Origin of the sequence: Streptomyces armeniacus, assembly GCF_003355155.1 — a bacterium.
In the GTDB taxonomy this organism is placed as follows: domain Bacteria; phylum Actinomycetota; class Actinomycetes; order Streptomycetales; family Streptomycetaceae; genus Streptomyces; species Streptomyces armeniacus.
The window spans coordinates 5,226,355-5,246,095 of sequence record NZ_CP031320.1 but is presented as its reverse complement, the minus strand read 5'-3'; the positions used below and the strand labels follow the sequence as shown (position 1 = coordinate 5,246,095).

15 protein-coding genes are annotated in these 19,741 nt (G+C 73.2%); 6 read left to right on the top strand and 9 right to left on the bottom strand.

What is annotated here, in order from left to right:
• Nucleotides 1-129 precede the first annotated feature (129 nt).
• Together DVA86_RS22950 and DVA86_RS22945 are read right to left on the bottom strand one after the other, a co-directional pair.
• Nucleotides 130-924, bottom strand: coding sequence for a methyltransferase domain-containing protein (locus DVA86_RS22950; protein WP_208881032.1), 795 nt, complete (start codon nt 922-924; stop codon nt 130-132).
• Between the two features lie 419 nt (nt 925-1,343).
• On the bottom strand, nt 1,344-3,695 hold the full coding sequence (locus tag DVA86_RS22945) for an asparagine synthase-related protein (protein WP_208881031.1): 2,352 nt from the start codon (nt 3,693-3,695) through the stop codon (nt 1,344-1,346).
• Nucleotides 3,696-4,363: 668 nt separating this feature from the next.
• On the opposite strand from DVA86_RS22945, the gene DVA86_RS22940 reads away from it, so the two are divergent.
• The 4 genes from DVA86_RS22940 (at nt 4,364) to DVA86_RS22925 (ending at nt 9,869) form a co-directional block, all read left to right on the top strand.
• A complete protein-coding gene (locus tag DVA86_RS22940; RefSeq protein WP_208881029.1) occupies nt 4,364-5,833 on the top strand; it encodes an NsdA family TPR-like regulatory protein in 1,470 nt (489 codons plus the stop codon).
• 112 nt (nt 5,834-5,945) lie between these two features.
• Nucleotides 5,946-7,238 (top strand): L-2-hydroxyglutarate oxidase, encoded by a 1,293-nt coding sequence (gene lhgO, locus DVA86_RS22935; RefSeq protein ID WP_208885036.1) that lies wholly within the window; start codon nt 5,946-5,948, stop codon nt 7,236-7,238.
• A gap of 255 nt (nt 7,239-7,493) precedes the next feature.
• Complete coding sequence (gene trmB, locus DVA86_RS22930) at nt 7,494-8,312, top strand: tRNA (guanosine(46)-N7)-methyltransferase TrmB (RefSeq protein WP_245997009.1); 819 nt, start codon at nt 7,494-7,496, stop codon at nt 8,310-8,312.
• 177 nt (nt 8,313-8,489) lie between these two features.
• Complete coding sequence (locus DVA86_RS22925; RefSeq protein ID WP_208885034.1) at nt 8,490-9,869, top strand: PrsW family intramembrane metalloprotease; 1,380 nt, start codon at nt 8,490-8,492, stop codon at nt 9,867-9,869.
• Nucleotides 9,870-9,898: 29 nt separating this feature from the next.
• Here the strand turns inward: DVA86_RS22925 and DVA86_RS22920 are convergent, their stop codons facing one another.
• The 5 genes from DVA86_RS22920 to DVA86_RS22900 all read right to left on the bottom strand — a co-directional run bounded on the left by DVA86_RS22920 (nt 9,899) and on the right by DVA86_RS22900 (nt 16,361).
• On the bottom strand, nt 9,899-10,594 hold the full coding sequence (locus DVA86_RS22920; protein WP_208881027.1) for an alpha/beta fold hydrolase: 696 nt from the start codon (nt 10,592-10,594) through the stop codon (nt 9,899-9,901).
• A gap of 67 nt (nt 10,595-10,661) precedes the next feature.
• A complete protein-coding gene (locus DVA86_RS22915; RefSeq protein ID WP_208881025.1) occupies nt 10,662-11,708 on the bottom strand; it encodes a hypothetical protein in 1,047 nt (348 codons plus the stop codon).
• Entirely contained in the window at nt 11,705-12,052 is a 348-nt protein-coding gene (locus DVA86_RS22910) for a PadR family transcriptional regulator (RefSeq protein WP_208881023.1), read from the bottom strand. The genes DVA86_RS22915 and DVA86_RS22910 overlap by 4 nt, the downstream gene beginning before the upstream one ends.
• Before the next feature lie 240 nt (nt 12,053-12,292).
• Nucleotides 12,293-15,739 (bottom strand): GH92 family glycosyl hydrolase, encoded by a 3,447-nt coding sequence (locus DVA86_RS22905; RefSeq protein ID WP_425470908.1) that lies wholly within the window; start codon nt 15,737-15,739, stop codon nt 12,293-12,295.
• A gap of 199 nt (nt 15,740-15,938) precedes the next feature.
• Nucleotides 15,939-16,361, bottom strand: a complete 423-nt coding sequence (locus tag DVA86_RS22900) for a MarR family winged helix-turn-helix transcriptional regulator (protein ID WP_208881021.1) — start codon at nt 16,359-16,361, stop codon at nt 15,939-15,941.
• A 165-nt stretch (nt 16,362-16,526) separates the two neighbouring features.
• Between DVA86_RS22900 and DVA86_RS22895 the strand changes: the two genes are divergently transcribed.
• Both DVA86_RS22895 and DVA86_RS22890 read left to right on the top strand, forming a co-directional pair.
• Entirely contained in the window at nt 16,527-17,360 is an 834-nt protein-coding gene (locus DVA86_RS22895) for an SDR family NAD(P)-dependent oxidoreductase (protein WP_208881020.1), read from the top strand.
• A gap of 88 nt (nt 17,361-17,448) precedes the next feature.
• A complete protein-coding gene (locus DVA86_RS22890) occupies nt 17,449-18,726 on the top strand; it encodes an NADH:flavin oxidoreductase/NADH oxidase family protein (RefSeq protein ID WP_208881018.1) in 1,278 nt (425 codons plus the stop codon).
• A gap of 35 nt (nt 18,727-18,761) precedes the next feature.
• Here DVA86_RS22890 and DVA86_RS22885 read toward each other — a convergent pair whose 3' ends face one another.
• Both DVA86_RS22885 and DVA86_RS22880 read right to left on the bottom strand, forming a co-directional pair.
• Complete coding sequence (locus DVA86_RS22885) at nt 18,762-19,163, bottom strand: NUDIX hydrolase (protein ID WP_208881016.1); 402 nt, start codon at nt 19,161-19,163, stop codon at nt 18,762-18,764.
• Between the two features lie 72 nt (nt 19,164-19,235).
• Nucleotides 19,236-19,727, bottom strand: coding sequence for an ATP-binding protein (locus DVA86_RS22880; protein ID WP_208881014.1), 492 nt, complete (start codon nt 19,725-19,727; stop codon nt 19,236-19,238).
• Between the last annotated feature and the right edge of the window lie 14 nt (nt 19,728-19,741).

Sequence of the window (19,741 nt, the reverse complement as noted above, 5' to 3'; positions counted from 1 at the left end):
AGGCCGCGGTGGCGGCCGAATTTCGCGCCGGGCGGTCCCCCGGCCCCGCGTCAGTCCGGCGGGGACCAGCCCCGCGGCCCCCGCTCGGGGCTGTCCTCAGCCCGGCCTCAGCCCGGCCTCAGCCCGGCCTCAGCCCGGCCTCCGTGCCTCGAGGAGAAAGCGGTGGGAGTACGCCACGAAGGCGCCGAAGCGTTCGATGAAACGGTGGAGTTCCGCCAGCCGGTCGCGGTACGCCTCCACCGTGAAGTCCGGAACGGTCCAGATCACCTTGCGGAGGAAGTGGACCACCGCGGCGATGTCGTGGAACTCCATACGCAGCGCCGCCTGCCGTACGTCCACCACCTCCAAACCGGCCGCCTCGGCCGCGGCGACGGCCGACATCACGCTCGTACCTGACGTGGTGGTCAGCGGATCGGCGGGCGGTGGCAGGGGCGGGACCGGCTGGGGCCCCATCATGTACTCGGTCAGCTCACGGACCGTGCCCGAGCCCACGTGCTGGGCGAGGTACGTGCCGCCCGCGCGGAGCACCCGGTGCACCTCGTCCCAGCGGATCACGACCGGGTGCCGGCTGGCGACCAGGTCGAAGGAGCCCTCGGGGAACGGCAGGTCGGCGTCGTCGGCCGCCTCCACGACGGTGGCGTCGAACTTGGCGAGGTTGCGGCGGGCGATCTCCACGTTCGGCGGCCACGACTCCGTTGCGGCCAGGACCGGCGGGGCGGCCGGCGCAGGTACGGAGGCGAGCACCTCGCCGCCGCCGGTCTGGACGTCGAGTCCGGCCTCGGCCCGCGCCATGCGTGCGGCCAGCAGCTTGGCGTAGCCCCAGGAGGGGCGTTCCTCGGTGGCACGGCCCTCGAACCAGGAGAAGTCCCAGCCCTCGGTCGGCACGGCCGCGCCTTCGGCGACAAGATCCTCGAACGTGGGCATGGCGCCGAGGATCGCAGGCGGCGCGGGCCGTACGCACGGGGTTTTCGGGCGGGGCTTCCGGCCCGGGGCCGCGCGCCGTTCGCTACCGGCGGTCGCGCTTGCGGCCGCGGGCGGCGGGGGCGGGCGCGCCGGTGCACACGCGGCGCACCTACGCGCACGCGCTCCCCGTTCGCTCGCACGCTGTGCCACCGCGCGCCCCGGCGGCTGTCCCGGGCCGCCACGCACTCAAGCCGGTCCGGCGTTTGAGGACGCACCACGGGTACGGCGGACCGGCAGTGGACCGCGAGGACCGAATCCATCCGGCACTTCGGTGGCCGCTTCGGTCCGTCCTCAAACGCCGGACGGGCTGGAAATGCCCGGTGGCCGCCCCGGTTCGCGTCGAACACCGCCGGACGGGCCGGACCGGTGGAGGCGGGGCGTCAGAGGGCCGGGCGTTCCTGGGCCGGGGTGACGCCTCCCGCCGCCGCCCGTTGGCGCGGGGCGGCGGAGCCCGTCCAGCAGGTGCCGCGGCGGGCGAGCAGGCGCCGTAGCCACACCTCCGTGGACACCAGGTCGGCGAGGCCGTCCAGCGGCAGCGGTTCGCCGTCCGCCGCGGCGCGCAGCGCCTTGCGGACGACGCGGGCCTCGATCAGGCCCGCGTCCGCGAGCAGCGGCGCCTCGAAGAGGTCCAGGAGCGGGCCGACGGCGACCCGCAGCCCCGCCCGCGCGGACGCCGTCTGGGAGGCGTGGGAGGGCGCGCCCCAGCCCTGGGGCAGGTCGTGTACGCCGGCGCCCGCGAGCACCGCGCGCAGCACCTGCGCCCGGTGGCCGGGTTTGACGCGTGCCGCTTCGGGGAGCGCGCGGCAGGCGCGTACCACCTGGTTGTCGTAGAACGGCGCGTGCAGCCGCTGGTTGCGGATCTCCGCGGCCTGTTCGAGCACCCGCTGGTCCGCGGCCTGGCGGGCGAGGGCTGCGCGGGCGCGGCGTTCGCCGGGGCGGGTGGCGTCCAGGGGGCGCGCGACCGCCGCGGCCTCCAGCCGCAGCGACACCTCGGCCAGCGCCTCGCCGGTCATCCAGCGCGCCGCCGGGCCGGGCCGGCACCAGGTGAGCGCGGCCAGCGACGCGTCCAGCGCGGTGGGCCCGTCGGCACCGCCGCCCATGCCGCCGGTGCCGTCGTACGGGTCGCCGTACGCCTCCGTGAACCGCCGCTCGCGCAGCCGTGCCGCGGCCTCCTCGACGCCCTCGCGGTACGACGTACGGGCGAGCTTGCGTGCCGCGCGGTAGACCGTAAGGGGCGCGAGCAGCGCGCGGCCCCCCGCGTAGCCGCGTTCCGCGCCCTCCGCGCGCGCCAACGCGCCCGCGGGGCGCAGCAGATGGCGCCGCCGCCGGTCGAGCAGGAGGTCCGCGAGCCGCGCCGGGTGCGCGTCCAGGACCTGGCGGGCGCCGAGCCCGACGAGGTGGTCCGCGCTGCCCGCGGAGAGCCGCAGCCGGTGCCTTTCGGCAGCGACGAGGGACGGGCCCGGCTCGTCGGTGAGCGGCCCGCTCTCCAGGTCGGCGTACGGGAGCGCCTCGTCGCCGCCGGTGACGACGACGTGGTGCAGACGGGGGTTCTCGGCGATGGCGCGGGCGCGTTCGAGTTCGGCTTCGTAGTCGCCGGGTGCGGCCGGGGCGGCGCCCGAAGTGGCCGCGGCCGTCAGGTCGTTGAAGGTGACGGCGAGCAGGCGTTCGCCGGCCTCGGTGTCGCCGGTGCCGACAACCGTGCCGGGCATGCCGGGCAGTCCGGCGGCGAGGAGGGCGAGGGTGGCGGAGGCGGGTCCGCCGGACAGGTCGGCGCCGATGCCGGGGGCGGGCCCGGGGCGGCCGCCCCGGGCGGCACGTCTCTCCGCGGGGCCCATGCCGGGCACGGGCCCGGGGTCGAGCCGGTCTGCGATGTCCCGGAGTGCTCCCTCGTCCGCATGCCGCGGCGCGGACAGCCGCGCCCGTACGGCCTCCACGAGGGCGTCGCGTACGCCCGCGACGGCGGTGTCCGCGTCGACGGGCGCGGGGGCGGACAGGACGAGAGACGCGGCCTGTTCGTAGCCGGCGATCTCCCGGCTGCTGCCGTCGCGCAGGATGAGCGCGTGCCCCGGCGGTACGCGTCGCACGCCCGCGTACGGCGTACCGTCGCCGAGCGCTTCGGGCGCGTCGGGGCAGGCGAGCAGGGCGGCCAGGTGTGAGATGTCGAGCTGCGCCTCGACGAGGTCGGCGAGGGGGAGCGCGGCGGTCGCGTACGCGTTGCCGCCGGCCCACGGCGTGTGGAACACCGGCCGTACGCCCGCGAGATCGGTGGGGATGGTGATGCGGCGGCCGACGCAGGCCACGGCCGTGTAGCTGCCGGGCCAGGCGGTCAGGTGCCGGAACGCGCCGCCGCGGGTGGCGAACAGGCCGATGCGGAGCTCCTCGTCGGAGGCGCCGCAGTGGCCGAGGACGGCGAGCTTGTTGTCCGAGTCGCCGTGGATGACGCGCACTTCGTCCGGGCGCCAGTCGCCGACGGCCCACAGCGGGTCGGGGTCGCCCCAGAGGAGCTGGGCGCCGACCGGGCGTACCGTTTCCCCGGCCGCCGGGCCCGCGCCGGTGCCGTACGCGCCGGAGCCGGTGCCGTACGCACCCGTGCCGCCGTACGTGTCGCCGTATGCGCTGCCGTAACCGCTCCCGTTTCCGCCGCCGTTGCCCGATCCGTTGCCGTACGTGCCGCCGTACGGTCCTCCGGGCACTCCCGCGGCGCTGCTGCTCCATCCCACCAGCCATCGCATCGCCGCCCGCCTCCGCCCGTAGCGTCCATAAGGCCCAACAGGGGCCGAAAGGCCCAAAAGCCCAACTGGGTCCAGGGGCTCGCAAAGCCCGAAAGGTGCTGTTGCCAGCCGCCGTTGTGACCATGCTGCCACGAATAGGGCATGCCGGAGGCGCTCAAGGGGCGCGCGACTTTGTGAAGTGCGCCGCGCATGCGCACCCGTGGGGCCGCCCGCGGTCGAGCCGAGCCAGGTGCGGAATATGCCGGGTGAGTCAACCGGTGTCATTCGGCCAAATGTCAGTCCGGGGGACGAGTGCGCCCCCCGGACCGAACCGCCGCCCGCGGGGAATGTAGACGGCGGTGTCCCCCAGCCCACTGGTCCAGTTCAGTGGGCCGACCCACGCGACTCACATGGAAGCGCTTCACCTCAGCCGGGCACAGAGCGCACGAACGGGCGCATGGCCACACGCCGGGAGCACATGCCCACGGCCGCCGCGACCCGGCGCTCCGCACGGACATAGATCCCGCCATCCGGGATAACGCCTCTTAACGGTCGGGATGCGGCGAACTACGCTGGGTCGCAGAACTTTCCCGTCCAAGGCGAACGGGGAAGCCCCTGACCGGAGTTCGCGGTCAGGGGTGCCTCCGCGTTCGCCGCGGGGCGGCCGTCGGTGTGTGTCAGGGGTGCGCATGTCCAGGGAGCCACGCGGGCCGAATGAGAAACTCGGCACCGTTCTCGCCCTCGCAGGAATCAGCAACGCCGGACTCGCCCGCCGGGTCAACGACCTGGGAGCGCAGCGCGGCTTGACGCTCCGGTACGACAAGACGTCGGTCGCCCGGTGGGTCTCCAAGGGGATGGTGCCGCAGGGCGCCGCGCCCCACCTCATCGCCGCGGCCATAGGCAGCAAGCTGGGGCGTCCCGTTCCGCTGCACGAAATCGGGCTCGCCGACGCCGATCCGGCGCCTGAGGTGGGTCTCGCGTTCCCGCGCGACGTGGCGGCGGCGGTGAAGTCCGCCACGGATCTGTACCGGCTGGATCTCGGCGGCCGGCGCGGCGGCGGCATCTGGCAGACGCTGGCCGGATCCTTCGCCGTCAGCGCTTACGCCACGCCCACGTCGCGCTGGCTCATCACGCCCGCCGACAGTTCGGTGGCGCGGGACGCGGATGCCGCGCGCGCGGCCGCGGCGGCGGCAGCCGCGGCGGGCAACGGCGAGGACGGGCGGGCCACCGGGCCCGCGCTGATACGCGTCGGGCACACGGACGTGTCCAAGCTGCGGGAGGCCGCGGACGAGGCGCGCCGCTGGGACTCCAAGTACGGCGGCGGGGACTGGCGTTCGTCCATGGTCCCCGAGTGCCTGCGGGTCGACGCGGCGCCGCTGCTCCTCGGCTCGTACTCGGACGAGGTCGGCCGCGCCCTCTTCGGCGCCACCTCCGAACTCACCCGTCTCGCCGGCTGGATGGCCTTCGACACCGGCCAGCAGGAGGCTGCCCAGCGGTACTACATACAGGCGCTCCGGCTGGCCCGCGCCGCCGCGGACGTGCCCCTCGGCGGCTACGTACTGGCGTCGATGTCGCTGCAGGCGACGTACCGCGGCTTCGCGGACGAGGGCGTCGACCTGGCACAGGCCGCCATCGAACGCAACCGGGGCCTGGCCACCGCCCGCACCATGAGCTTCTTCCGGCTCGTGGAGGCGCGCGCGCAGGCGAAGGCCGGCGACTCGCACGCGTGCGGCGCCGCGCTGTCCTCGGCGGAGGGCTGGCTGGAACGCGCCCGCGAGGGCGACCAGGACCCGTCCTGGCTCGACTTCTACTCCTACGACCGGCTCGCCGCCGACGCCGCCGAGTGCTACCGCGATCTGAAGGCGCCCCGCCAGGTGCGCCGCTTCACGGAGAAGGCGCTCTCGCGGCCGACGGAGGAGTTCGTACGGTCGCACGGGCTGCGGCTGGTCGTCTCGGCGGTCGCGGAGCTCGAGTCGGGCAACCTGGACGCGGCGTGCGCGGCGGGCACCCGCGCGGTGGAGGTCGCCGGACGGATCTCGTCGGCGCGCACGACGGAGTACGTACGGGACCTGCTGCACCGGCTGGAGCCGTACGGCGACGAGCCGCGCGTGGCGGAGCTGCGGGAGCGGGCGCGGCCGCTGCTGGTGGCTCCGGCGTGACGCGTGTCTCGCGGGGACGGCCGCCTGTTCCTGCGTCTGCGCCTGTCGCCGCGCCTGCGGTTGGCCCTGCGCTTTCGCGGCCGTGAGGTCCTTGTCAGTGCGGGAGTCCATGATGGGAGTCGTGACCACGGAGGCGAACAGGGCGGCGGCAGCGGCGGGACGTACGGACTCACCCGTGCCGTACGACTGCGACGTGCTGGTGATCGGCGGCGGCATCGTCGGCCTGTCGACCGCGTACGCGCTGACGCGGTCCGCGCCCGGCACCCGCGTCACCGTGCTGGAGAAGGAGCCCGGCACCGCCCGGCACCAGACCGGGCGGAACAGCGGTGTGATCCACAGCGGCATCTACTACCGCCCGGGGTCGCTGAAGGCGCGCTTCGCCGTCCAGGGCGCCACGGAGATGGTCAAGTTCTGCGCGGAGCACGGCATTCCGCACGAGCTGACCGGCAAGCTGATCGTCGCCACGGAGCGCGCGGAGCTGCCGCGCCTGCACGCTCTGGCCCAGCGCGGGCGCGAGCACGGCATCCCCGTACGGGAGCTGGGCCCGGCCCAGATCACCGCGTACGAGCCGCACGTCCGCGGCCTCGCCGCCCTCCACGTCGGCACCACCGGCATCTGCGACTTCGGCGCCGTCGCGGACACCCTGGCCCGCCTCGCGCGTGACGCGGGCGCCACGATCCGCTGCGGCGCGGAGGTCACCGCGATCGACCGCCGTACGGGGCGCGGTGTGGCCGTACGGACCGCGGACGGCACCGTGCTGCGCGCCCGCACGCTGGTCAACTGCGCGGGACTGCACTGCGACCGCATCGCCCGGCTGACCGGCGACGACCCGCGGATGCGGATCGTGCCGTTCCGGGGGGAGTACTACGAGCTGGCGGACGAGCGCTCGTTCCTGGTCCGCGGGCTGGTGTATCCGGTGCCGGACCCGGCGTTCCCGTTCCTCGGGGTACACCTCACGCGCGGCATCGACGGCGCGGTGCACATCGGCCCGAACGCGGTCCCGGCCCTCGCCCGCGAGGGATACGGCTGGGGCACCGTACGGGCGCGCGAGCTGGCGGGCGTGCTCGGGTATCCGGGCAGCTGGCGGATAGCGCGGCGGCACTGGCGGTACGGCGCGGGGGAGCTGCGGCGTTCGCTGTCGCGCCGGGCGTTCACGACGGCGGTACGGCGGCTGCTGCCGGAGGCGGCGCCCGCGGACCTGCGTCCGGCACCGGCGGGCGTACGGGCGCAGGCGGTGCTGCCGGACGGGACGCTGGCCGACGACTTCCTGATCCGCGAGGCACCGCACACGGTGCACGTCCTGAACGCGCCGTCACCGGCGGCGACGGCGTCACTCCCGATCGGCCGCGAGATCGCCACCCGCGCGCTGACCCTGCTGCGCGCATCCAGCCCGTCCGGCGCTTGAGGACGGCCCTCGGCCCGCGACTCGCGGCAGACGAACGGGACGGGCCACCACATCCAGCCCGTCCGGCGCTTGAGGACGAACCGGGGCGGCCACCGGCCCGCCGGTGGCCAGGAAGCGTCGAGGGACAGCGCACCAACATCGTGGCCAGGGGCCGTCCTCAAACGCCGGACGGCTTGGGGTGGCCGGACGGGCTCGGGGTGGCCCAGCCGAGGGGCACAACGGTCCGATCTTGCGCGCCGTAGAATTGACCGCACTGTGTCCGAGAACGAAACCCCCAGCCCAGCACCGCACGGCGCACCGCACGGCGCACCGCACGCAGACGACGCGCGCCCTGCCGAAACCGCACGCACCGCACACAAAGCAACCGCACACCACATCCGCAGCTTCACCCCCCGCCGCAGCCGCGTCACGCACGGCCAGCGCAAGGCGCTGGAGCGGCTGTGGCCGAAGTGGGGGCTGGAGGTCGACGAGCGGACGCGGCTCGATCTGCCCGCCCTCTTCGACACGCTCCCGCCGGACGCCCCGATCGTGCTGGAGATCGGTTTCGGCATGGGCGAGGCGACCGTACAGATGGCGGCGGACGACCCGGGCACGGGCATCCTCGCCGTGGACGTGCACACCCCGGGCCACGGCAACCTGCTGCGCCTCGCGGATCTGCACGGCCTGTCCAACATCCGCGTCGTGAACGGTGACGCGATCATCCTGCTGCGCCACATGCTGCCGCCCGCCTCGCTCGCCGGGCTCCGCCTGTACTTCCCGGACCCGTGGCCGAAGAAGCGGCACCACAAGCGCCGTATCGTCCAGCCGGAGTTCCTCGACCTGGCCGCCGTACCGCTCGCGCCGGGCGCGCTGGTGCATCTGGCGACGGACTGGGAGCCGTACGCGGAGCACATGCTGGAGGTGCTGAACGCGCATCCCGCGTACGAGAACACGCAGCCGGACAGTGGGGCCTCCCCGCCGAAGGCAGGGGAAGGCTTCGCGCCACGCCCCGAGTCGCGTCCCTTCACCCGGTTCGAGGGCCAAGGGCTGGACAAGGGACACCGCGTGCACGATCTGCTGTTCCGCCGCCGCTGACCCCGCCGCTGTCCCCCGCCGCCAGCGCACACCCCGGCCTGGATCGGTCGTCACGGCCCCCCGTACGGCCGTTACTGTCGACAGGTGCATCAGGGATACCAGCCAGGCCACGCGCACCCGCCGGGCGGCGCCGCCTCCGCGGTCCCCTCGTACGAAGAGGACCCGCGGTTTCCCGCGATGCCCGCGTCCCCCGCGGAGTGGCGCTACCACCCGCCGCGCGCACCGTCCTGGTGGCACCGGCACAGCCGTACGCTCCGCGCGCTGGCGGTGGCCGGCGTGCTGGCGCTGTGCGGCCTGATGATCCTCGCGCTCGTACGTGAGCAGACGGGCACCCAGGGCCTGTTGGTCGGTCTGATGCTGGCGGTGCTGCCGGTGCCGCTGCTGATAGCCGCGTTCCGCTGGATAGACGGGGTGGAGCCGGCGCCGTGGCGGAATCTCGCCTTCGCGTTTGCGTGGGGCGCCTGCGCCGCCACCCTCATCGCGCTGCTCGCGAACAGCCTCACCACCGCCTGGCTCGCCACGTCCATGGCCGACGACGACTCGTCGCGCGCCGACACCCTCGGCTCGACCGTCGTCGCCCCGGTCGTCGAGGAGCTCGCCAAGGCCGCCGCGATCCTCCTGCTCTACCTCTTCCGCCGGCGTGACTTCGCCGGCGTCGTCTCCGGCATCGTCATCGCGGGCGTCACCGCGACCGGCTTCGCCTTCACCGAGAACGTCCTCTACCTCGGCAGCGCCTACGGCCAGGACACCGCGTTCGGCGGCCCCTCGGCGCTGGCCGAGTCGGCGACGGCGACCACGTTCTTCGTACGGGTCGTGCTGTCGCCGTTCGCGCACCCGCTGTTCACGGCGCTTACGGGGGTGGCGTTCGGCATCGCGGCGGGCCTCCCGTACCGGCGACGTGCCGCCCGCGTACTGCTCCCGCTGCTCGGTCTGCTCACGGCGGTGGTGCTGCACGCCGTGTGGAACGGCGCCGCGTCCGGCGAGGGCATGACCTTCCTCGGGGTGTACGTGCTGTTCATGCTGCCCGCGTTCGCCGCCCTGACCTGGTTGGCCATCTGGTCGCGGCAGAACGAACTGCGCACCGTACGCCGTACGCTGCCCGCGTACGCCGCCGCCGGGTGGCTCTCCATGCCGGAGGCGTGGGCGCTCGCGTCGATGCGCGCACGGGCGCTCGCACGCGGGCAGGCACGCCGTACGCACGGGGCGGCCGCCGCCCGTACGGTGCTCGAATACCAGCACTTCGCCACCTCCCTCGCGCTGCTGCGCGCCCGCGCCGAACGGGGCGCGGGCGCACCGGACTTCCCCGCGCGCGAGCAGGAGCTGCTGCACCACGTGTGGACGCGCCGCGCACTGGCGGCGCCGCCGACGGAACGGGCGGCCCTGACCCTGGCGCGCCCGTTCCTGCCGCCGCAGTGGGGCGCGGCACCGTACGGGCACTGGAACGCGCCGTACGGGAACGCGCCGGGAAACGCACCGTACGGAAGCGCACCGCAGACGGGCGCACCGTACGGCGGGCAGCCGCACCCGGGCCCCGGCGCGCAGCCGCCGTACGGATGACAGCGCCCGCCCGGCGCCGGGTTCAGGCGTCAGGCGCGGGTGGGCTCCGTTGATCTGAGGAGGAGGTGGGCGAGGGCGGACGGTTGGGAGAGCATCGGCCAGTGGCCCGTGTTCAGCTCCACGAGGCGCCAGCGTTCGCTGGTCAGCAGGCGCGCCACCGCGGGCATCGGGTCGGGGCCGTCCAGCAGGCACTTGATGTACGTCGCCGGGAGCTCGCCCAGGGGCCGGGTCAGGACGGCCGGTTCGGTGAGGGCGGTGCCGGGGTGCGGGGTGGCTGCGGCGACGATGCGGGCGGTCTGCTCGTCGTCGAGGTCCTGGCCCGCGCAGTCGGCGGCCGTCAACGGCGGCCACACGCCGCCGTTCTCGGCGACCGACGCCGCCACGTCGGGCAGGGCCGACACGAACGACTCGCCGTCGACCGGAACGTTGGAGTCCACGAAGACCACGTGGGCCAGCCGGTCGCCGATCCGTTCGGCGGCCTGGCCGACCGGGATGCCCGAGTAGCTGTGCCCCACGAGGACGACGTCGCGCAGGTCGTGTCTTTCGACCTCGGTGACGATGTCCTGGACGTGGGTCTGCTGCCCGGCCGGCTCGCCCCGTCTCTCCGCCACCCCGGACAGCGTCACCGCGCGGGCGCCGCGACCGGCCGCGCGCAGCTCCGGCACCACGTCGTCCCACGCCCACGAGCCGAGCCAGGCGCCTGCCACGAGTACGAATTCCGTCATGCGGGAAACGTAGCCGAGGGGTCTGACAACGGAGCCTGCGAACGACGGCCTGACAACGGCGTCCCGCTCAGGCCGGCGCCCCGCCCCGCGCGCCCCGTTCCCGCAAGTGCCCCGCCAGCAGCGACCCGCTCGTCAGGGTGCCCACCGCGGCCACCGCCGTGAGCCAGAGCGGGCCATCACTGTGCACGTTGTGCGCGAGGTACGTGCCGAAGAGCGCGAGGGCCGCAGCGTGCCGTACGTCGTCGCGCCGGCACCAGCGCAATACGCGCCACCAGCGGCGCCGGGCCGCGTCCGATTCCGTCTCCGCGAGCCGGCGCGCGTACGCCGCCACCGGGCCGAACTCCTCCTCCGGCGCGGTCCCCGCCTCCGCCGCGTGGCGGCTCGCCTCCTCCGTGAGCTCCAGCGCGCGTGCCCGCGCGAACGCGTGGCGCGCTTCGAGGAGTTGGGGCAGCTTCCGCAGCCACGCCTCGGGCGGCAGCCCGGATGACGGCACGGACGGCTCGGACAGCTCGGACGACGCGGACGACGCGGACTTCGGCGTGTGCAGCAGCGGCCACAGCAGGAGCAGGACGCCCACCACGCACACCGACGGCGTCGGCACCCGTACGAGTGCCTCCCCCGGCAGCTGCGTGAACGCCCCCGCCGCCCCGAACAGCGCGCCCAGCGCCACCAGTCCGCAGCCCACCGCGCGCCCCCGGAAGCCCGCGCGCAGCGCGAGCGGCACGCCGTGTACGGCGGCCACCGCGGCGGCCGTACCGGCGGAGCCGGCCAGCGCCCCCGCCGTGACGCCGGTCATGAAGCCGTCCGCCACCGTCAGATACGCCCCGGTGACGAACGCCATCACCCCCAACTGCGCGGCCACGGCGGCGCCGTAATCGGCGCCCGTCCACGCGTCGGGGTCGCTTACGGGGAGGGCGCCGGCGGGCAGCCGTTCGCTGACGACCGTCTCGGCGAAGTCGTCCGGGCTGCCGAAAGCGTCCTCCGGGGTCTCGCCGCTCTCCGTACAGTGCGCGGTGACCTCCGCCAGTACGGTGTCGCGCAGGTCCTTCTCCACGGAGCGCTCGGCGAGCGCGAGCCGGGCCCGGAACTCCCAGGCGTCTGCTGCCTCGGTCACGACAACTCCTTGCCGGCCTGCCGCACAAGCCGTTCCATGGCGCGGGAAAAGTCCTCCCAGCGCGCGATCTCGTCGTGCAGCCGGACGCGTCCGGCGTCGGTGAGGCGGTAGACCTTGCGGCCGGGGCCACCCTCGCCCGCCTCCCAGCGGGACTCGACGGCGCCGTCCGACTCCATCCGGCCGAGTACGGGATACAGGGCGCCGCCCCGTACGGTGCCCAGCCCGTAGTCCGCGAGCCGCTGCACCAGCGCGTATCCGTGCCGGTCGCCCTCGGCGAGTACGGCGGCCACGCACAGGGGGAGGGCGCCGCGCAGCCAGCCGGCCGCCGCGTCCGCAGGTGCCATGTGCCGCCTCCCCTCCCGTCCCGTACCGGCCCCATGGCAGTGCGAATCCGCGTACGGACCGCTCTCGTCTCCCCGCCAACTACTCGCGGATCCTGACTAGTTCGCTTTCAGACTAGCCCCCGTACGAGACCGCCGTCCACCCCCCGCGCACACACCCGCACGGCGACGCCCCGCCCCCGCCGCACGACGCGGCGGGAAGCGGGGCGCAGGGCAAGAGGCGTGCCGTACGGCCGGTGGGGGTCAGCCGAGCAGCTCCACCTCCGCCAGCTTGCCCCCGTCACCGGCCGGTACGAGGCGGTAGCGCTCGTACGTGCCCGGCTCCGGCAGCTGGAAGACGCGCGTCTGCTTCGACCAGCGGAAGGACTCGCCCTCGCGCCGGTCCACCTCGGTCCAGTCCCCGTCGCCCTTCGGGCCGTTCGAGCCCTCCAGGACCCACCCGTCGGGCGCCGCGTCCGCCGCGTCCGAGGTGAGGGTGTACGAGGTGACGCGCGCGCCGTCGCGCACGCTCACCGGCGCGTCGGTGACGCCGGCCGCCGTGTCCGAGGTGTTGTCCAGAAGCGCTTCGGGCACGTCCGCGGAGCCGTCGGGATCGCTCACGTCCCGCGCGGGCGACGGCACCTTGTTGTCCTTCGTGACGGACGACGGCGCGTCCTTGGGGCCGCTGCCCCACTTCGACGGCTCCGGGCCCATCTCGAACTCCAGCTTGCCGCCCTTCGCCAGGACGTCGTGCGGGAGCGCGGTGGAGGACCAGTCCTTGCCGTTGACCTTCAGGCCCTGCACGTAGACGTTCTCCGCGCTGTTCTCCGGGGCCTCCACGACCAGGTCCTTGCCGTTCTCCAGGTGCACGGTCGCCTTGGTGAACAGCGGGGAGCCGACCGCGTATTCGGGCTCGCCCATCACCAGCGGGTAGAAGCCGAGGGCGCTGAAGATGTACCAGGCGGACATCTCGCCGTTGTCCTCGTCGCCCGCGTAGCCCTGGCCCAGCTCGCTGCCCAGATACAGCCGGGACAGCGCCTCGCGCACCTTCTCCTGCGTCTTCCACGGCTGACCGGCCGCGTCGTAGGTGTACGCGATGTGGTGCGACGGCTGGTTGCTGTGCCCGTACATGCCCATACGGACGTCGCGCGCCTCGATCATCTCGTGGATGACGCTGTCGTAGCTGCCCTTGTACTTCTCCTCCGCCGTCTCCGGCGTCGCGAAGTACTCGTCCAGCTTGTCGCCGAGGCCCTTCCGGCCGCCGTACAGGTTCGCCAGGCCGCGCGTGTCCTGCGGCGCGGTGAAGGCGAAGTTCCAGCCGTTCGTCTCGGTGTAGTCGTGGCCCCAGACGCGCGGGTCGAACGCGTCGGGGGAGAGGCGCCAGTCACCGCCCGGCTTGCGGCCCTGGAAGAAGTCGACCCGGTCGTCGAAGAGATGGACGTAGTTCTGCGCGCGGGAGAGGAAGTAGTCGGCCTCCTCCTTGTAGCGCTTCTCGCCCGTCTTCTTGTGCAGCGCCTCGCCCATGCGCGCGATGCCGAAGTCGTTGAGATAGCCCTCCAGCGCCCAGGACATGCCCTCGTGCGTGTCGGTGTTGGTGTAGCCGAGGAAGGGCGAGGTGTTCATGCCCTTGCGGCCGACGCCGGGGTCGGGCGGCGCGACCGTCGCGTTCTTCAGTGCGGCCTCGTACGCCGCCTTCGCGTCGAACTCCGTGCCCTTGGCATACGCGTCCGCGAACGCCACGTCGGACGACGTGCCGGTCATCAGGTCCGCGTAACCGGGCGAGGACCAGCGGGAGATCCAGCCGCCGTCCTTGTACTGCTGCACGAAGCCGTCGACCATCCGGCCGGCGCGCTTGGGGGTCAGGAACGAGTACGCGGGCCAGGTCGTTCTGTAGGTGTCCCAGAAGCCGTTGTTGACGTAGACCTCGCCGTCGACGATCTTCGAGCCGGTCTCCGTGGGCGTGTCCGGCTTCTCGGCGGGCGAGAAGGGGCTCGCGTAGCGCTTGCGCTGGTCGGGGCCGACGCGCTCGAAGCCGGAATTGGGGTAGAGGTAGAGCCGGTAGAGATTGGAGTAGAGGGTGGTGAGCTGGTCCGGGCTGGCGCCCTCGACCTCGATCGTGTCCAGGATGTCGTCCCACTCCGCCTGGGCCCCGTCCCGTACGCCCTCGAAGGAGGCGTCGGACGGAATCTCCTGCTCCAGGTTGGCCTTCGCCTGGTCGACGCTGATGAGAGAGGTGGCGATGCGCATGTGCACCGTACGGTCGGCGCCCGCGTCGAAGCGCAGATAGCCGGTCACGTCGGGACCGCCGCCGCCCTCGAGTCGGCCGCCGTCGGTCGCCTTCTTGTCGAACTCCGCGTAGACGAACATCCGTGTCGCGCCGATCGACAGTCCGCTCTTCACGTCCGAGAAGCCGGAGACGGTGCCGCCCTCGCGGTCGAGGGTGAGGCCGCCGCCGTTGTCGACGTTGTCGAAGATCAGGCTCGCGTCGTCGGACGGAAAGCGGAACCGCATCATCGCGGCGTGGTCGGTCGGGGTGATGTCCGTACGGAGCCCGTTCTCGAAAGTCACGCCGTAGTGGTGCGGCTTCGCCGTCTCGTTGGCGTGCCGGAAGGGGAGCGCGCGGGCCGTACGCGACGCGTCGGGGGTGCCCTCGGCGGCGGACGGCATCACCTGGAACGTCTGCCGGTCGCCCATCCACGGGCTCGGCTCGTGGCTGGCGCTGAACGCCTGGAGGGTCGGCAGGTTGTCCGCGTTGTTCTTGCGGGAGTACTCGTAGAGCCAGCTCGTGGAGTCCGCGTTGGTCACGGGGGTCCAGAAGTTGAACCCGTTGGGGACGGCCGTGGCCGGGAAGTTGTTGCCGCGCGAGAAGTCACCGCTGGACTGCGTGCCGCGGTTGGTCACCGCGTAGTCCGACAGGTGCTCCTTCGGCTTCTCGGGCTGCTTCGGCGCGAGCGTCACGTCGTCCACCCAGCCGCGGAAGGGGCGGCTGCCCTTCGCCGCGTCGTACGCCACCAGCACCCGGTCCACGGTCTTGCCCGCGGCGGCCCGGCCGATCCGGGCCTCCTTGTGGTTCCACTGGTTGACCAGCAGCGTCTTCGACGCGCCCTGGCCCTGCGGGCTCAGTCGGGCGCCGTGCTGGTCCTTGACGGCCAGCTCGCTGAGGTACGTGCCGTCGGTGAAGGCGAGGTCGACGGCGGCGTTCGTCGCGGAGTACGAGCGGTCCTCCTCGCCCTTCATCTCCGGGAACAGGCGGTACGACAGGACGGTGTCCTCGGTGACCCTGACGTCGGTGTCGAACACCTTGTTGTACGCGTAGCCGCGCCCGTCCGCGCGGTGCGTGCCCGCGTAACGCAGCGCGTGCTTGCCGGTGAAGCCGGCGTCCGGCTTCGCCGTGGGCGACTCGGTGGGGCCGGTGTCGGGGTGCGTGCTCATGCCCTGTCCGCCGGGCGCGCCCTCCGGCTCGACGCCGTCCGTACGGGGCTTGCCGTCCGGGCCGGTCTCCACGGTGTCGCGCCAGTCGGGGGCGGGTTCGCCCGGCTCGAAGGACGAGGCGAACTCCGTGCTGTCGACGGGGTCGGGGGCCGCGCTGGCAGTACCGGCAGTGCTGGGCGCCAGGGTGGCGAGCAGGGCTGCCGAGACGAGTACGGCGGGGGCGCGCAGACGCCGGAGAAATCCGGTGCGTCTGTGGCCGGTTGGGATTCTGCCGCGCACGTGAGCCTCCCAAGATGTGTGACAACGTTGTCAGTTGTGTGTCTCAAGTCCCCTTATGATGAAGGTGCGCCGCAAGGTGTCAAGGGTGCGGGACGCGAACGTTCCGCGTGGCGCGGCGAACGGGACCGGCCGCACCGGCAACCGGGCTGGCCGCGCGGGCCGTTGGGGACGGCCGTAAGGCACGGGTGAGGGCCCCGGTTCAGGACTCCGGTTCGAGCGCCTTCCCCAGGAGACTCGCCAGCTCGCGCAGTTCGCCGGCGTCCAGCCGGGCGAACGGGGTCAGGGCCAGCGTTGCCTCGATCACCGCGGACCGTACGCGGCGGCCGTCCTCCGTCAGCGCGACGACGCGTGAACGGCGGTCGGCGGGGTCGGCGGAGCGTTCGACAAGTCCCCGCCCGGTGAGCTGATTCATCACGAAGCTGAGGTTGGGCGCGTTGCAGTACAGCCGCCCGGCCAGCTCCTTCATCGAGGGCGGCGCCTCGGCCGGGTCGATCACCCAGAGCGCGTGGGCGGTCGCGTGCGTCAGACCGTGCTCGGCCAGGACCGCGTTGATCCGGTCGCCGGTCCGCATGAAGATCTCGTGGTTCGCCACCACCGCTGCCTCAAGTGCGCTGCGTGTCATGGCCTCATCCTATTTCACTTCGAGTCTCGAAGTGTTACGTTCATTCGAGTCTCGAAGTAATCGGCTTCTCGCTCTTCTGCCTCTTCTCGCTCCCGCTGGCCCCCCGCGCCCCGACGACGCGGCCCGGCGCCCGCGCCCACCCAGCCGAACAGGAAGCACTCACCCATGCACGACTACACGAACACCACCACCGTGGTCACCGGCGCCTCGAAGGGCCTGGGCGAGGCCTACGCACGGGAACTCGCCTCCCGAGGCGCACACCTCGTCCTCGTCGCCCGCTCGTCGGACGCGCTCAACACCCTTGCCGGGCAGCTCCGGAAGGCCCATTCCGTACGGGTCGACGTGATCGCCGCGGACCTGTCGGACCGGCGGGCGGCGCAGACGGTGGCCGACACCGTCGAGGAACTCGGCCTGGAGGCGGACCTCCTGGTCAACAACGCCGGGACGGGATCGGTGGGTCCCTTCCTCGGCCGCCCCCTCGAACCCAACCTCCGGTCCGTCGACGTGAACGTCACCGCGCTGGTCGCCCTGTGCCACCTGCTGGGCGCCCGCATGGTCGAACGCGGCCGCGGCGGCATCGTCAACGTCGCCTCCACCGCCGCCTTCCAGCCCATGCCGTACCAGGCCGGTTACGCCGCCACCAAGGCGTTCGTGCTCTCCTTCACCGAGGCGCTCGCCGAGGAGGTCCGCCACACCGGCGTACGCGTGATGGCGGCCCATCCGGGAGCGATCGACACCGGATTCTTCGACGGTACGACCGCGTCCGTCGATCCGAGGGCCGCGGACACCCCCGCCCGCATCGCAGCCGGGACGCTCGACGACTTCGCACGCGGCCGGTCCGTCTCCTACCCCGGACGCGCCTTCAACCGCGCCGGAACCTGGGCTTCGCGCCTGCTTCCCCGCACCACCGTCGTCCGCATCACCGGCGGCCTCAACCGCAAGCTCGGATTCGACGACGTACGCGACCTCGCCCCCGGCCTCGACTCCGCCGCCTCGTGACGCCCGGCCTCTACGGAGCGAAGACGCACAACGCCACCGGCAGCCCTGCCTGCCCGGACTGCCCGGAGCCGACGTCACGGGAGAAGAGATGACCACGCTGAACGAGCCCCTGCACCTGGGCAGCGGCGCTCCGCTGCCCAACCGGATCGCGAAGGCCGCGATGGAGGAGCTGCTCGCGGCACCGAGCCAACTGCCCGGTGACGAACTCCGTACGCTCTACGGCCGCTGGGCCGCGGGAGGTGCCGGGCTGCTGATCACCGGACACGTCATGATCGACGGCAGGGCCGTTGCCCAGCCGGGCGACGTCGTCCTGGAACAGGGCACGCCGCTGGAGCCGTTCCGGCGCTGGGCGGCGGCCGGCAAGTCGGCGGGCGGCCAATCGGCGGCTGGCAAGTCGGCGGGCGGACAGATCTGGATGCAGATCAACCACCCCGGGCGCGTCATCCCCAAGGACCTCGGCGGCACCACGTGGGCCCCCTCCGCCGTGCCGATCGACGCCGGCGGCTTCTCCGGCATGTTCCCGACGCCGCGGCCGATGACCGCCCAGGACATCGACGAGACGGTGGAACGCTTCGCCGTGACCGCGCAACGGGCCCGGCAGGCCGGTTTCGACGGAGTCGAGATCCACGCCGCCCACGGCTACCTCCTCTCCCAGTTCCTCTCCCCCCTGGTGAACCGGCGCGACGACCGCTGGGGCGGCAGCCTGCACAACCGGGCCCGTCTGCTGCTCGATGTCACGGTCGCGGTCCGCGAGCGGGTCGGCGCGGGCTTCGCCGTGGGAGTGAAACTGAACTCGGCGGACTTCCAGCGCGGCGGATTCGACACCGACGACGCGCGCGACGTGATCAAGATGCTCGCCGACGTGGGGGCCGACCTGGTCGAACTCTCCGGCGGCAGCATCGAGAGCCTGGCCACGGCGGGCTCCCCCGCGGACGGCCGCACCCTGGCCCGCGAGGCGTACTTCCTCGAACTCGCCCAACAGCTCGTCGCCACCTCGCCGCTGCCGCTGCTGCTGACCGGAGGGATACGGCGGCGCGCGGTCGCACAACAGGTGATCGACTCCGGAGTCGCCATGGTCGGCGTGGCCACGGCGCTGGCGACCGACCCCACCCTGCCGGGACAGTGGCTCGCCGGCGGTGACGCCCAGGTCCGCCCGCCCCGCACCCGCTTGCGGAACAGATCGCTGGCTGCGGCGGCCGTCCAGGCTGTCTCGTCGCGGCAGCTCGCCCGCCTCGCCGCGGGCAAGCCGTCGAGGACGCCGTACTCTCCGGCCGTCGCCCTCGTCCTCGAACGGGCCGTCCGTGCCCGGCGCCGGCGCGACTACCTGAAGTGGCATACGGCCACGGCCCGGGAGGGCGTCAACTGACCGGTCGTCCGCCGGGCTTCGTTCCGGCCCTCGCCTTACGCGAGTTCACCCGCGTTCTTGAGGTCGTCGAAAAGCAACTGGTCCACCGGCGGTACGCGGTCTCTGTCCGCGTACGAGAGCCATGCGGTCTCCTCGATCTCGCCGCTCGCGGCAAGCGTCCCCTGGAACTCCGCGGTGTAGCAGGCCATGCGCACCACCGTGTCCGCGGGAAGTCCGGGCCCGCCGCCCTCGTACGTGCCCACGTGGACCGCCGTCCGCGGATCGAGAAGCACCGTCAGCTCCTCCTTGATCTCGCGCACCAGGGTCTCCGTGTCGCTCTCGCCGCCCTCGCGCTTGCCGCCCGGGACGTAGAAGACGTCCTTGCCGCGCGGGCGGGCGCACAGGATCAGGCCGTTCTCGATCCTGACCCAGGCCACCGTGTCGATCAGCACGCGCACCGACCTCTTCCCGCCTCTTCCTGCTCACCGCTGAAACGGCCAGCACGGACCCTACCGGGGCGGCGGCCCACGTCACAGCAGCAGCCCGTTGCCAAGGTCGCCGCCGACCGGCAGGGACTCGGGCGCCGTCCGCAGCTCACACCACGTCGTCTTGCTCTCGGCGTCCTCGACCACGCCCCACCGGTCCGCGAACACGTCGAGCAGCGCGAGCCCGCGGCCCGACTCCTGGTCGTCCGACGGACGGACGAGGGTGGGCAGCATGTGCGGGGCGGGATCGGTCAGTTCGATACGGAGCCGGTCGTACGCCATGGTCACCCGGAGGGTGACGGGCACGCCCGCGCCGACGTGGTTGATGACGTTCGTCATCAGCTCGCTGACGCACAACTGCGCCGTGTCGGCATACGGGGCGAGCCCCCGGTGTACGAGATGGCAGCGCACCGTACGGCGTAGATCGGCCACCGCGCGCGGCTCCGCCAGCAACGCGACGGTGAGCGCGGCGGCCGACGCCCCCTCGTACGCGCCGTGCGCCTCGTGCACCCGCTCCTGCGCCCTTGAGACCCTCATTGCCCTCACCTCTC